Annotated in this window: 8 protein-coding genes and 1 pseudogene; 2 read left to right on the top strand and 7 right to left on the bottom strand. The window is 69.1% G+C overall.

Features of this window, described 5'->3' with window-relative positions; translation table 11 throughout:
* Nucleotides 1-155 precede the first annotated feature (155 nt).
* Genes QF050_RS15945 through QF050_RS15960 form a run of 4 tightly spaced genes read right to left on the bottom strand, consistent with a single transcriptional unit; the run spans nucleotide 156 to nucleotide 5,583 of the window.
* Nucleotides 156-884, bottom strand: a complete 729-nt coding sequence (locus QF050_RS15945) for a thymidine kinase (RefSeq protein ID WP_308931293.1) — start codon at nucleotides 882-884, stop codon at nucleotides 156-158.
* On the bottom strand, nucleotides 877-2,112 hold the full coding sequence (locus QF050_RS15950) for an alkaline phosphatase family protein (protein WP_308931294.1): 1,236 nt from the start codon (nucleotides 2,110-2,112) through the stop codon (nucleotides 877-879). Before QF050_RS15950 ends, QF050_RS15945 begins: the two co-directional genes overlap by 8 nt.
* A gap of 1 nt (nucleotide 2,113) precedes the next feature.
* Nucleotides 2,114-2,857, bottom strand: a complete 744-nt coding sequence (locus QF050_RS15955) for a DUF5998 family protein (RefSeq protein ID WP_308931295.1) — start codon at nucleotides 2,855-2,857, stop codon at nucleotides 2,114-2,116.
* 41 nt (nucleotides 2,858-2,898) lie between these two features.
* Nucleotides 2,899-5,583, bottom strand: coding sequence for a GNAT family N-acetyltransferase (locus QF050_RS15960; protein ID WP_308931296.1), 2,685 nt, complete (start codon nucleotides 5,581-5,583; stop codon nucleotides 2,899-2,901).
* Nucleotides 5,584-5,659: 76 nt separating this feature from the next.
* Here QF050_RS15960 and QF050_RS15965 point away from each other — a divergent pair, with 76 nt between their 5' ends.
* Nucleotides 5,660-8,176 (top strand): DNA topoisomerase IV subunit A, encoded by a 2,517-nt coding sequence (locus tag QF050_RS15965; protein ID WP_308931297.1) that lies wholly within the window; start codon nucleotides 5,660-5,662, stop codon nucleotides 8,174-8,176.
* A 27-nt stretch (nucleotides 8,177-8,203) separates the two neighbouring features.
* Here QF050_RS15965 and QF050_RS15970 read toward each other — a convergent pair whose 3' ends face one another.
* Nucleotides 8,204-8,986: an ABC transporter permease subunit gene (locus QF050_RS15970; protein ID WP_308931298.1), complete on the bottom strand. Its 783-nt coding sequence runs from the start codon at nucleotides 8,984-8,986 to the stop codon at nucleotides 8,204-8,206.
* A gap of 7 nt (nucleotides 8,987-8,993) precedes the next feature.
* A complete protein-coding gene (locus QF050_RS15975) occupies nucleotides 8,994-9,980 on the bottom strand; it encodes an ABC transporter ATP-binding protein (protein WP_308931299.1) in 987 nt (328 codons plus the stop codon).
* A 70-nt stretch (nucleotides 9,981-10,050) separates the two neighbouring features.
* Here QF050_RS15975 and QF050_RS15980 point away from each other — a divergent pair, with 70 nt between their 5' ends.
* A complete protein-coding gene (locus tag QF050_RS15980) occupies nucleotides 10,051-10,569 on the top strand; it encodes a DinB family protein (protein WP_308931300.1) in 519 nt (172 codons plus the stop codon).
* Between the two features lie 48 nt (nucleotides 10,570-10,617).
* Here QF050_RS15980 and cydD read toward each other — a convergent pair.
* Nucleotides 10,618-14,089 (bottom strand): annotated as a pseudogene (cydD, locus tag QF050_RS15985) (thiol reductant ABC exporter subunit CydD).
* Between the last annotated feature and the right edge of the window lies 1 nt (nucleotide 14,090).

A 14,090-nucleotide genomic window follows, 5' to 3' on the forward strand; every position in this document is an offset into this window, starting at 1 on the left:
GGTTTCGACAAGCTCAACGACCGGGTCTCAGACGTGCCCAACCACCCGGTTTCGACGGCCCAACCACCCGGTTTCGACAAGCTCAACGACCGGGTCTCAGACGTGCCCAACCACCCGGTTTCGACAAGCTCAACGACCGGGTTCCGTGCGGACGGTTACGTCCTGCCGGGCTCCCCCGGACCGCCTGAACCGCGCCAGAGGCAGGCGTCCACCTCGAAGGGCAGCAATGGATCCTGCTGTGCCATCAACTTGGCGCCGTGCGCGGTCACCCTGCGCATGAAATGCCGCCGGCACAGCGTCTCGTACCCCACCACGGGGACGTGCCCGGCTTCCGGGGCGGCGGCGTCAGCCACCATGTCCACGTCGCCGACCACCACCTGCGCACCTTCGGTGACCATGACGCCGTCGACCGTCCTGGCGTTGTGCGTGGCCCGGCGGCCGCACCAGCACAGCGCCTCCACCTGGAGCACCTGTACCCGGTCCGCCAGCTCGATGAGGCGTTGGGACCCGGGGAACAGCCGGGTGCGGAAGTCTGCGGTGATGCCGAAAGCGAAGACGTCGACGTTGATCTCGTCCACCACCTTGGCCAGCTGCTCCACCTGCTGAGGCGTGTAGAACTGGGCTTCGTCGCAGATGAGGTAGTCCACCCGCCGGCCTTGGGTGCGGCGGACCATGACTTCCTCCCAGAAGTCCGTGGTGTCCAGCACCTCCACGGCGTCCGTCTCCAGGCCCAGCCGACTGGAGATCCGGGATTCGCCGGCGCGGTCGTTGCGGCTGAACCGCACGCCGCCGCGGCCGCGTGCCCGGTGGTTGTAGTCCATCTGCAAGGCAAGCGTGGATTTTCCGCAGTCCATGGTCCCGGAGAAGAAAATGAGTTCAGCCACGCCGGCGGCTCCTTCCGTCGGCCGTGAAGCAGAGCAGCGGGACCTCCCGCTCCGCCTTGGTCAGGGAGCCATGCTGGCCCACCACATCCATGGCGGTCGGCCGCATGCGCCGGCCGTCATAGAGGGCGACGGCGTCCCGCGCCGCGATCATGACGTCACCGATCCTGCCTTCAACGGCAGGCCGGACGTCACCAAAAAGGCCCCCGGCGATTGCTTCGTCCCGGGTGAATGCCCACACCCGGTCGCCGAACCGTGCCTTCCAGGCAGCCAGCAGCCGTTCCCGGCCGGCAGTACCTTCACGGTGCGTGTCTTCCAGGTACAGGTGGACCATCCGGGGTTCGCCGGCCGTATGCCGGACACCGTCAACCAACGCGGTGTCGGCGGAGAAGTCGATGCGCTGCGATTCGGGAATGTCCAGCATCCCGTGGTCCGCAGTGAGCAGGATCGTGGTCCCGGCGGGCAATGAGGAGTTGAGCCGCTTAACCGTGGCGTCGAGCTCCTCCAGTTGGTGTTCCCACTGCTCCGACCGGCAGCCGTAGCGGTGGCCGGCCTTGTCCAGCTCGTTCACGTAGAAGTACATGAGGGACGGGCCGGCGGCCGCCATGGCATCGGCGGCAGCCCCGGTGCGCGCATGGGCGGTTGTCCCGGAGATGAACCTGCCCCCGCGCAGGGCGGCGCGGGTCATGGGCGAGCCGTCGAACTGGGCGAGGCTGACGGTACTGACGTCCGCCTGCCCGGCCACCCGCTCAAATACGGTGGGGAACGGCTGCCACGTGGCCGGGTCGACGCCGGGGTCCCAGTTCCCCAGGAGGTTGACCACCTTGTCCTGCCCGGGGTCCAGGACGTCGTAGCCCACCATGCCGTGCTGGCCCGCCGGCAGCCCGGTCCCAAAGCTGGCCAACGCCGCCGCTGTGGTGGAAGGAAAAGCCGAGTCCAGCCACACGGGAACATCGCCCTGCCCTGCCTGCACCACGGAACGCAGGAAGGGTGTGTGCGCGGCTTTCTGCTTCAGGAGGTTCCTGCCCAGGCCGTCGGCGAGGACCACGCAGACGCGGCTTGCAGCGGGGAGTCCCAAGGTGTTGTCGAAGCCTTCGAGCCCCAAACTCGCTGCGGCGCTGGTGAGGACTTCGGCGACGGAGCGGCGCCCATAAGCGGGGGCGGCCGGAAGATCGGGACTCTGCCCGGAGTCCGCGGGAGTGTGTACGGCTTGGTGGCTGGCTTCCGGCATCTCAGCGCTGCTGGTGCCCGCGGCTGAGCCGGTTTCCGAACACCCCGGACCGCGGACGGGGTGCCATGGACTGCACGTGGGGTACGGGAGCTGCCGAGCCGGTGTTGACGGCGCGCAGGGCACGCGCAAAAAGTTTGGCGTCCTGCACGGCCTGGAGCCCGTCTGCCTCAGCGCTGATGCGGAGCACGATGTCTTCCTGCGCGATGGTCCCGGTGTAGCCGTGGTCGGCTTCGCACTGCGGGTCCCCGCAGCTGGCGGGCCCCATGTCCAGCCGCTGGCCGCCGGACCACGCAATGGACAGGGTCAGTTCGCGCACGGGATCCGAGGGCTTGTAATTTTGCGGCTGGGCGTACATGTAGCTCAGGACCACCGAACGGATCTGTGCCACAGGAACCGATTCGGTGGAGATTTGCGCGACGATCTGCTCCCCCGCCTCGTCCAGCTGCTGGTCGTCCACGTGGGTGATCACCAGCATGTCCGCAGTGAGCACCAGCACGGTGATGTGGCGCCGCACCTCTGCCCGGTCAAAGTGGGTTTCAAGGTGCACCAGATGGGCCACACAGTCCCGGCCGTCCAACGCGTCGTCAACGACGTCGGAGACCAGGCGCGGGTAGAACCCGGCCTTCTGCAGCGCGTCTTCGAGGCTCTGGCCCTGGAGTCCGTGGTTGTGTGAGCTGTGCTGGCGGAGTGCCTGGTTTTCATTGCCGGGCGTTTCGGGCGCCGACGCGGGAGGCTGGAAGCTCATGCCCCCATTTTCACAGATCGGCCGGTCACTTGCTAACCGCCTCAGCCCAGCATGGCCCTGCGGGCACTGTCCGTCCGCTGGGCCGCGTTGCCAATCCGCACGTCAGCGGCCAGGATCGCGGCCCCGGACGTCCCGCACAGGACGGGGTTGAATTCCACGAGTGCGATCTCCGGATGGTTGTCCTTCATCCAGGCCAGCCTGGCGGCCAGGTCCTCCAGCGCCTGCACGTCAACAGCAGGGAGCCCCTGGTAGCCGAACAGCTTTCGTGATGCCCTGGGTGCACGGATGAAGTCGTGGACGTCGGCCGCGGAGAGCGGCGGAACCCGGTGGGCCCAGTCGTCGAGGAGGTTGACGGCGTCACCGGCGAGGCCGAACGAGATGACCGGCCCAAGCAATGGGTCTTCGATGGCCCGGAAGGTGCAAGCCTGACCGACCGATGCCATGGACTGGACTTCAAGGGCCGGGTCTCCGTAGGCGGCGAGCGCCCGCCGCATCTGCACCACGTTCTGGCGCAGCGATTGGGCGTCCTCGATGCCAAGGCGCACCCCGCCCAGGTCCAGCCGGTGCCGGAGGGCGGGGTCCGTGGTCTTCAGCACCACGGGCCAGCCGAGGGCTTCCGCTGCCTGCACGGCCTCATCCGGCGTTGTAAAGGCGGCCGATGGCAGGACGGTGATGCCGTAATGCCCCAGCAGGGAAGCCGCTGCTGCCGGCTCCAGTTGCTTGAGCTGTTCACCCGTGACGTCCCGGAGCAGTTCGTCGAGTTCCGCCTCGGCCTTGCGGGGATCACACCCCGCCGGTTCCACGAACTGTCCCTGGTCGCGGGCAGCCCATTCCGCATACCGCACCACGGCGGCGAGCGCCGCAACGGCGGCACCGGGGTTGGAGAAACAGGGGACGGTGCACCCATCGGCGCCTACCAGGCCCTCCACAATGATGGCGGGGTCCAGGATGCCGGTGAAGGCTGCCACCACCGGTTTTCCTGCCTCTGCCGCACACTCCGCCAGGACCCGGGCCACCGCGTCAACGGTCAAGCCCCTGGCTGGCAGGAGGGCTGCGATGGCGGCGTGCACGGTATCCGAGCCCAAGGCGTCAAGCAGTGCCGTCCGCAGGGCGGGCAGCGCCACCGACTGGCCGGTGTCGAGGTCAAGCCCGGACACCACCCGGGCCACGCCAAGCCCGTGCGCCACGGCACTGTCCGCCACCACGTTGCCGAGGGCCTGGGAGTTGCTGAAGATGGCGACGTCGGGTCCGGCCGGAAGCGGTTGGCCGGACACCACTTGGGCGACGTCCACGAGCTCTTCCACGGTTTCCACGCGAATCACGCCCGACTGGCGCAGCATGGCGTCCAGGGCGCCGGCCGGTGCCTGGGTGGTCCGGACGGCGTGTCCGGGCGGCAGCCGCAATCCCATCGTGTCCGATTTGGCAACGATCACCGGCTTGGTGCGGGCCAGGCGCCTGGCGATCCGGGAGAACTTGCGCGGGTTGCCAATCGATTCCAGATACAGGCCCACGGCGGTGGTATCGGCGTCGTCCTCCCAGTACTGCATCATGTCGTTGCCGGAAACGTCTGCCCTGTTGCCGGCCGAGAGCAGGCTGGAGAGTCCCAGCCGGCGCCGGCTGGACGCGGCGTACAGCGAGACGCCGATCGCCGCCGACTGGCTGAACAGGCCCAGGGCGCCGCGCAGCGGCATGGTGGGCGCCATGGACGCATTCAGCGACACGTCCGGGTGCGTATTGGCGATGCCCAGCGACGCCGGCCCGATCACGCGCATCCCGTTGGCCCTGGCTTGGCGCACCAGGGCGCGCTGCCGCAGCAGGCCGCGTTCGCCGTCGTCCGCGAAGCCTGCCGTGGCAATCACCACGCCCTTGACCCCGGCGGCCGCGCAGTCTTCCACGACGCCGGCCACCTCCTCATAAGGCACGGCGATGATGGCCAGTTGGACGGGTTCGGGAACTTCGGACAGCTTGCCGTAAGGGATCATCCCGGCCAATTCCAGCGCCTCCGGGTTGATGGCGTAGACGGACCCGTGGAAGCCACCCTCGATGATGTGCTCCAGCAGCTGGTATCCCACGGTGCCCCATTTGCGGCTGGCTCCGATCACGGCAACCGACGACGGCGTCAGCAGGTCCCGGACGCTCCTCGCCTCCGCGCGGTGCTCGCGGGATTCCATCACGGCGCGCGACTTCTCGGTGGGCTCCACGTTGAACTCGAGGCTGACGACGCCGTCGTCGAAATGCCGCTTGACGTCGTAGCCGGCGTCGGAGAACACCATCAGCATCTTGCGGTTCTCCGGCAACACCTCGGCGGTGAACTTGCGGATCCCGTTTTCATGCGCAGCGGCCGCCAGGTGCTCCAGCAGGATGGAGCCGATGCCCCTGCCCTGGTGTGCGTCGGCAATGTTGAAGGCCACCTCTGCCTCCGTGGGGTCGGTGAGCCGGTCATAGCGGCCGATGCCGATAATCTCACCGTGGATGGTGATGACGAACGCCACCCGGTCCTTGTAGTCCACTTCCGTGAAGCGCTTGAGTTCCTTGGCCGACAACTTGGCCTTGAACGCGAAGAAGCGCATGTAGATTGAGTTTTGCGACTGCCCGGTGTGGAAGGCCTGGACGGCGTCGGCATCCGACGGGTGGATGGGCCGCAGGTGCGCAGTTCCGCCGTCACGCAGGACGACATCGGCCTCCCAATGTTCCGGATATTCGCCGTCCCCGGGCTGATCCACCATAGGCTTAGCCTAGCCAAGAACTAGCGCAGCATGCCCGAAAAGCTGCCAGCACCCCCAGAAGGATTCACCAAACCCCATGGCCCGCCGCCAAAGTTCAAAACCCATCGTGGACGACAACTACACGGAAAACATCGTCGATATCGATGTCACGTCCGAAATGCAGGGCTCCTTCCTGGAGTACGCGTACTCGGTGATCTACTCCCGGGCGCTTCCGGATGCCCGCGACGGGCTCAAGCCGGTGCAGCGCCGCATCCTGTACATGATGAGCGACATGGGTCTTCGCCCGGACCGGGGCCACGTCAAGAGCGCCCGCGTGGTGGGCGAGGTCATGGGAAAGCTGCACCCGCACGGTGACGCCGCCATCTACGACGCCATGGTGCGCATGGCCCAGGACTTCTCCCTGCGGCTGCCCCTGATTGACGGGCACGGCAACTTCGGCTCGCTCGACGACGGCCCGGCAGCACCGCGGTACACCGAGGCCCGGCTGGCGGCAGCGGCCCTCACGCTCACCAACCACCTCGACGAAGACGTAGTGGACTTCGTCCCCAACTACGACAACCAGCTGACCCAGCCGGACGTCCTTCCCGCCGCCTTCCCCAACCTGCTGGTCAACGGCGCAACCGGCATCGCCGTCGGCATGGCCACCAACATGGCGCCGCACAACCTGGTGGAGGTGATCTCGGCCGCCCGGCACCTGATCGCCCATCCGGACGCCACGCTGGAGGACCTCATGCGGTTCGTGCCGGGGCCCGACCTGCCCAGCGGTGGCAGGATCGTAGGCCTGGACGGCATCCGGGACGCGTATGCCACCGGCCGCGGCTCCTTCAAGACCCGGGCCAAGGTGGAAATCGAGCAGCTCACGGCCCGCCGCACCGGCCTGGTGGTCACCGAACTGCCGTACATGGTGGGCCCGGAAAAGGTGATCGAGAAGATCAAGGACGCGGTCAACGCCAAGAAGCTGACCGGTATCAGCGACATCGTGGACCTCACGGACCGCAAGCATGGACTGCGGCTGGTCATCGAACTCAAGAACGGATTCAACCCCAGCGCGGTCCTGCAGCAGCTGTACCGCTACACGCCGATGGAGGACTCCTTCGGCATCAACAACGTCACGCTCGTTGACGGCCAGCCGCAAACCCTGGGCCTGGTGGACCTGCTGAGAGTCTACGTAGACCACCGGATCAACGTGGTGCGGCGCCGCACCACGTTCCGGCTGGGAAAGAAGAAGGACCGCCTGCACCTGGTGGAGGGCCTGCTCATTGCCATCGTGGACATCGATGAGGTCATCCAGGTCATCAGGTCCTCGGACGAGGCCGCCGCCGCCCGCGAACGGTTGATGTCCATCTACGACCTCACCGAGGTCCAGGCCAACTACATCCTGGAACTGCGCCTTCGCCAGCTCACCAAGTACTCCCGGATCGAGCTGGAAAAGGAGCAGGAGGAGCTCCGCCGCGAGATCGCGGAACTGCAGGCCATCCTGGACTCAGAGGAACTGCTCCGCACGGTGGTCTCCGACGAACTCGGTGCGATCGCCGAGGAACACGGCACCGCGCGGCGCACGGTACTGCTCGAATCCGAGGCCGTGTCCCCCACCGTCGCTGCCGAGCTGGCAGCGGTCCCCGGCAAGAACGGCAAGGCGGCACCGCTGGCGCTGGAGATCGCCGACGACCCCTGCTGGGCCATCCTCACCGCGTCCGGGCAGGTTGCCCGGACCAGCAACCAGGAGCCCCTCGCCGAAGCAGGGCCCCGGAACAAACACGACGTGTACGCGTCGGTGGTCAAGACCTCTGCCCGCGGCGAGATCGCGGCCGTCACCTCGCTGGGCCGGATGCTCCGTCTGCAGGTCATGGACATGCCCGTCCTGCCGCCGGTATCCGGTCTGCCCAACCTGGCCGGCGGCGTACCGGCCAAGGAGTTCCTCACCCTCGTCAAGGGCGAATCCCTGGTGGCGTTTGTCCGCCTCGATGAGGTCCTGGCCATCGGCACCGCCCAAGGCGTGGTGAAGCGCGTCCAGCCGGACTACCCGTTGAACCGCGAAGACTGGGAAGTCATCACCCTCAAGGACAAGGATTTCGTGGTGGGGGTGGCTCCCGCCGCCGCTGACGACGACGAACTGGTCTTCCTGACCAGGCAGGCACAGCTGCTGAAGTTCCCCGCCGCCGTCGTCCGGCCCCAGGGGCGCACCGCAGGTGGCATGGCCGGCATCAAACTGGCTGCCGGGGACCAGGTGATCTTCTTCGGCGCTGTCCGTCCCAACGACGAGGCCGCCGTCGTGGTCAGCATCGCGGGGACCAACGGCGCCCTCCCCGGCACTGCCCCGGGGACCGCAAAGGTCACGGCCTTCGATGAATATCCTGCCAAGGGACGCGCCACCGCGGGTGTCCGGGCACACCGGTTCCTGAAGGGTGAGGACACGCTGCTGCTGGCCTGGGCAGGACACGGCCCGGCGAAGGCGTCATCCGCCGCCGGCGTGGCGCGGTCGCTGCCGCAGGAGCATGGCCGGCGCGATGGTTCGGGCGTCCCGCTCTCCCAGGCCGTGGAAGCCGTGGGACCAACCATGGCGTGGACCGCGGACCCGGCACCCGAAAGCTAGGAGCCGGGGCCAGGGCACACCAGGGCTTTACCCCGCGACGTCCCGGCGGCGGAAGCCGGCGACGGCGAGCGCCAGGAACACGGCGATGGTGGCTGCCGATACCAGGACGCTGTCCCAGGCGATGCCCTGCCGGAGCGGATCGTGGCCGATGTACTGGAAGAACGGCGATACCTGCCGGATCCGGTCGAAGGCGTCCACCATTGGCGCGAGCGCGTTCACGATGTAGGCGAGCACCGCCAGCACGGCGGGTATCCCGCGGCTGAGCCCGCTCCGTCCCGTGGCCGCTGACAGTGCCAGCGCAACGGAGCCAAAGACGACACCCAGCAGGGCGAGGTGCAGCATGGCGGCAGCCACCTTGTCCGCCGGCAGGACCAGGTCCACCAGGCTGCCCTCGAGCACCAGCGAAACGCCCATGACGGCGGCCAACAGGAAGGTGCCGAGCGCCATGGCCAGGAACTTGTCCAGCACCACCCTCCCGCGGTTCACGGGGTTGGAGAGCAGCAGGTCCATGGTGTGCCGGTCCTCTTCCCCGCCAATGGCCCCCGCACCGGCGCTGACGGCGTAGATCAAAACCGCGACCGGCCCCATAAAGGTCATCAGCTCCACCTGGATGTATCCGGTGGGAGTGGACATGTCCGCGCTGGAGGTGGCGAACAGGGAACGGAACGCCTCCGGCATCTGGTCGATGAAGCCGCTGATGGAAGGCTGGGACTCGACGGCCGGCCACACTGCGGCGTACATGGCCACGATAAGGGCCAAGGATACGGCCCACGCCAGCAGTGTCCTGCTTTGGTCCCGCAATGTCTTCATTAGGACGTTAGCCAGCACGGTGGACCCCCGTCACGACTGTGTCCAGGGTGTTGGTGCCGCCTTGGTCCGACCCGTAGTAGCTCAGGAAGGTTTCCTCAAGCGGCGCCTCCGAGCACTCAAAGTCCTCCACGTCCCGGGCACTCACCAGCTTCAGGAGCGCATCCAGGGCAGACTGCGGGGCGTTGCAGCTGAGCAAGCGGCCATCCACCATCAGGTCCCGCACCCCCGGGACTCCGGCGAAGTCGGCCGGGGCCACCGCTCCGGCGAAGCGGGCCCGCACCCGGTGCAGGGACCGCGCCGCGAGGTCCTCTAACCGTTCCACCGCCACGAGCTTTCCCGCCCGGACCACCCCGATCCTGTCGGCGACGCGTTCCACCTCACCCAGGACGTGCGAAGAGAACAGCGCCGATCCGCCGCCGGCCGTGTGCTCGCGGAGGATGGAGTGAAACACCTGCTGGACCAGGGGATCGATCCCGCTGGTGGGTTCGTCCAGGACCAGCAACCGCGGCCTGGACATCACCGCCAGGACAACGGCAAGCTTTTGCCGGTTTCCGCGCGACAGGGTCCGCGCCGGCCGGCTCAGGTCCAGGTCGAGCCGGTCCGCCATCCCGGCGGCGCGCGGCGCATCGTCCCGGTGCCGCAGGTGGGCGCAGTAGGCCACGTGCTGGTGGCCGGTCAGGCGGTCGTAGAGCGCGGGTTCCCCGGGGACATAGCCCACAAGGCGGTGGACGTCCCGGGCCTGCCGCCAGGCATCCAGCCCCAGCACCGACGCAGTGCCGGACGTGGGCCGCAGCATTCCCATCAGGAGCCGGATGGTGGTGGTCTTGCCTGCCCCGTTGGGGCCCAGGTAGCCGAACACCTCGCCCGGCCCGATGGTGAGGGTCACGTCGTCGAGCGCTGTGTTCCGGCCGAACCGCTTGGTCAGGCCGGACAGCTGAACCATGTTCTCCGCATCCATCCGGGAATCGACATCCGGGCGGCCGTCCGCGCTCATCCTGCAAGGCTATGCAGGCGCTGCCCGGTGTCCCAGAGTCTTTCGGCCCGGAGGCCCATAGACTGCTCTCATGCCTATCGTTCCTGATGAAAAGGACTGGACCTGGGTCTTGTCCCGGCCCTGCCCGGAATGTTCCTTCGACGCTTCCACCACGACCCCGGCAACCGTTCCCGGCATCATCGAAAGCATGCTGCCCCGGTGGCGGGCCGTGCTGCGCCGGCCGGATGCCGCTGAGCGCCCCGACGACCAAACGTGGTCGCCGCTGGAATACGCCTGCCATGTACGGGACGTCTTCAGCCTCTTCGACCACCGGCTCAACCTGATGCTGGCCGAGGACGGCGCCCGCTTCGACAACTGGGACCAGGACCTGACCGCGGCGGAAAAAGACTATGCCAATGCCGACCCGGCCGAGGTGAGTGCCCAACTGGCCGCCGAAGGACACCAGGCTGCGGATTCCTTCGCCGGTGTCCGGGAAGAGGACTGGGGACGGAAGGGGCTGCGCAGCAACGGATCCGGGTTCACGGTCCTGACGCTCGCCCAATACTTCCTGCACGACGTCGTCCATCACCTGCACGACGTCGACGGCTAGGAGCAAGGGCAACTGGGCCCGGGCCCCTGCCGAGCGCCGGCTACAGGCTCAGTGCGACACTGCCACGCGATGCCCGGGCTGCCCGGCAGCGGCCGGAAGTTCCAGCCGGGCGTCGTCGGCGGCAATGTCAGCCCCGTTGTGGGTGACCAGGATGACCGTACGGTCCCGCAGCCCCCTGCGAAGGTCCGCCAGCATGGCTGCGGCCGCTTCCGCGTCCAGGTGGGCGGTGGGTTCGTCCAGCAGGATCACGTCCGCACCGGTCAGCAGCGTCCGCGCAACGGCCAGGCGCTGGCGCTCGCCGCCGCTGAGGAAGGCACCGCCAGGGCCGATCCGGGTGTCCAGGCCGGCGGGCAGTCGGCCTGCCAGCCCGGTGAGTCCGACGGCGGCCAGCACGGCATCCAATTCAGCGTCACCGGCCGGCAGTTCACCGTTCCCCGCAGGCCGCCCCAGCAGCAGGTTGCCACGGATGGTGGAATCGAAGAGGTGGGCCTCCTGCGGGCACCAGGCCGCACGTCCGGAGACCTGTGCCCGCCCCGCCGCCGGCGCCAGGAATCCAAGCAGGACCGAGAGCAGGGTGGATTTTCCCGAACCGGACGGACCGCTGACAACCAACCAGCGCCCTGGCTCTGCCACGGCGTCCAGCCCTGTGAAGACCGGGGGTCCATCCGGCCATGCTGCGGCCAGGTCCACCAGGGCAATGCCTGGCGCACCGCGGTCCCGGCCGGGGAGGGCTTGCAGCCCGCCGGTGTCGCCGTCCGGGGAAGCCAGGCGCGCCCCGTGTCCTGACGGACCACCGTCCAGGGCGCCGGACTCCCCCACCCGCCGCAGGACCTCGCGGAGGGCCGGGAACTGGCGGACCGCCGTCGTCATGGCTGCGTACGGTTCCACCAGCGCCAGCAGCAAGAGGACCACCACGGCTGCCGTGGCCGGGGCAACGCGGCCCGCGAGGACGTCGGGGGCCGCCAGCCAGGCAGCGGCCAGTGCGGCGGCTCCGCAGCCGGCGGTGGCAACGGCGTGTCCCAGCCCGTCGGCCCAGGCGGAGCGCCGGGAGGCGTGCGTGGCGTCCCGGTCCTCCGCCCGGAGTGCCGCGAGCACATGCGGTGCCAGTCCATTTGCGTGCAGTTCGGCCCGGGCGTCCAGTGCGGCCGCTATCCGCCGCAGGACGCCGGAGCGCAGGGACTGCTCAGCGGTGGCCGACCGCCGGTCCCCCCACAGAGCCGCCGCAGGCGCGAGCAGCAGGCCGGCGGCAGCCGCGCCCATCACGGCGGGCAGGGCAGCGGGCACCAGGACCCCGGTGGCGGCCAGGGCCAGGACGGACACCGCGAGCGCCGTGAAGGGCGGCAGGACTACGCGCGGCAGGAGGTCGCGGATGGTGTCGACGTCGTCAATCACCGTTCCCAGCACGTTGCCGCCCTGCAGGAGCCGGCGCAGGGACAGGGCCCTGCGGCTCAGGGATTCCCAGAGCCTGCCGCGGAGGCGCGTGAGGGCGGCGAAGACGGCATCGTGGAGCAGCAGCCGTTCCCAGTAGCGGAGGACGGCGCGGCCAATGCCAAAGAACCGGACGCCCACGATGGCGGTCAGGAGGTAGAGGATGGGCGGCTGTTCGCTGGCCCGGATGATGAGCCAGCCCGAGAGTCCGGACAGCGCGACGGCGAAGATGGCCGCCAAGGTGCCGACGACGGCCGCGGCCGCGAATTTGCCGCGTACCGGTGCCAGGAGCGCGGCGAGGAGTCCGGCGGCTCCGGAGGTGGTCCGGGTGGTGCGGTTTGCCGCGTCACCCGCCGCCACGTCACCCGCCGGGCCGCTGCCGTCGGTGGCCGGGCCGTTGGACGCGGGGTCGCCGGAAGCGGGGTCGCCGGTGGAGGTGCTGGCGAACAGGCCCGGGGCGAGTTCGGGCACCTGCGGTTCCACAGCCTGTCCGGGACGTGCCACCGGAACCAGCAGGTCCGCAAGGTGCCGGGTGCGCTGGTTGTGGGCCACCAGGATGACGGTGACCTGGCCGCGGAGCCTGCGGATGGCGTCCTCCACGATGGCCGCGGACGCGTCGTCCAGGTGCGCAGTTGGCTCATCGAGCAGCAGGATCGATGCCCCGGCATCAATCCTGGCCAGTCCCCGGGCCAGCGCCACCCGGCGCAGCTCGCCCGGGCTCAGCTCCGCCTGGTGCTTGGCCGCCAGGTGGCCTGCGCCGGCCCGCTCCAGGCAGCTGCGGGCAGCCTCCTCGGCGGCAAACCGGTCCGGGCCGTGGCCCGGGTCCCGTGTGAGGTACAGCAGCACCTCGTCCAACACGGTCCCCGCCACCATCACGGGGTGTTGCGGCACCCAGGCAATGGCGCCGCGGTCCAGGCCCCTGATCGATCCGGAGATGCTGGTGCCGTTGCCGGCGCCGATGGTCCCGGCCAGCACGCCGAGGATGGTGCTCTTGCCTGAGCCGCTGGGGCCGTCCAGCGCGGTGATCCGGTCCTGCGGTGCGGTGAAGGTGAGGGGGCCGACGGCGGTTCCGGCCCTCCCTGCGTACCGCACCGTCAGGCCGGTGACTTCGAGGGGGGCGCCCGGCCTGCCGGCTTTGGCGGCAGGCAGCGGTGCCGCCTCGGGTGCTCCGGTCACCGCCGCGGCTTCGGTCAGCGCCACCCGGCCGTCGTCGCTGGCGTGGTGGGCGGTGCCCAGCTCGCGGAGCGGGAGGTAGCAGTCCGGTGCCAGGATCAGTGCCAGCAGGCCCGCCTCCAGCGGCATGTCGCCGTGGACCAGGCGGACGCCGATGAACACCGCCACCACTGCCACCGAGATGGTGGCGATGAGTTCCAGGGCCAGCGCGGAGAGGAACGCGGTGCGGAGGGTGCCCATGGTGCGGGAGCGGTATTCCTCGGACATCTCTTCCAGGGCCTTGCGCTGGGCAGTGGCGCGGCCCAGGCCCACCAGGACCGGCAGGCCCTTGGCGAGTTCGAGCATGTGCGCGGACAACCGTGCCAGCGACGCCTGGGCCTGGCGCACGCTGTCCTCGGTGTAGCGGCCTATCAGCACCATGAAAACCGGGATCAGCGGCACCGTGAGCACGATGACCACCGCGCTCACCCAGTCCGCGAAGAGGATCCGAGCACCCAGCAGCAGCGGGATGGCCGCGCAGTTGACCAGTGCCCGGCAGGAACTGGGTGTAGTAGCTGTCCAGTGCGTCCAGGCCGCGGGTTGCCAGCACCGCCAGGCCGCCGTCGCCGGGCCCGGATCCGCGGACGCCGGTGCGGAGGGCATGCTCCAGCAGCCCGGCGCGCAGCTCTTCCTTCACCCCAAAGGCGGCGCGGCGGGCAGCGACCGCCTGTCCCCAGACGGTCAGGGACCTCACCAGGACGCCGATCAGTCCGGCGGCGATCTGGGTCCCCCACGCGGGGCTCCCGGCAACCAGTCCGGCCAGGACGGACGCCACCGCCTGGCCGATCAGGACCAGGGACAATGCCTTGAGCGCTGCGAGGACCCCCAGCCAGTAGATGGCGGAACGGGTGGCCGGGCCGGCGGGGAACGTTGGCCGCACG

The organism is Arthrobacter sp. SLBN-112 (genome assembly GCF_030944625.1).
Lineage (GTDB): Bacteria > Actinomycetota > Actinomycetes > Actinomycetales > Micrococcaceae > Arthrobacter.

Bases quoted from the DNA above. Each gene is read 5' to 3' on its own strand.
- QF050_RS15970 (WP_308931298.1), bottom strand. From the start codon at position 8,986: ATGAAGACATTGCGGGACCAAAGCAGGACACTGCTGGCGTGGGCCGTA.
- QF050_RS15960 (WP_308931296.1), bottom strand. From the start codon at position 5,583: ATGGTGGATCAGCCCGGGGACGGCGAATATCCGGAACATTGGGAGGCC.
- QF050_RS15980 (WP_308931300.1), top strand. From the start codon at position 10,051: ATGCCTATCGTTCCTGATGAAAAGGACTGGACCTGGGTCTTGTCCCGG.
- QF050_RS15975 (WP_308931299.1), bottom strand. From the start codon at position 9,980: ATGAGCGCGGACGGCCGCCCGGATGTCGATTCCCGGATGGATGCGGAG.
- QF050_RS15950 (WP_308931294.1), bottom strand. From the start codon at position 2,112: ATGCCGGAAGCCAGCCACCAAGCCGTACACACTCCCGCGGACTCCGGG.
- QF050_RS15965 (WP_308931297.1), top strand. From the start codon at position 5,660: ATGGCCCGCCGCCAAAGTTCAAAACCCATCGTGGACGACAACTACACG.
- QF050_RS15955 (WP_308931295.1), bottom strand. From the start codon at position 2,857: ATGAGCTTCCAGCCTCCCGCGTCGGCGCCCGAAACGCCCGGCAATGAA.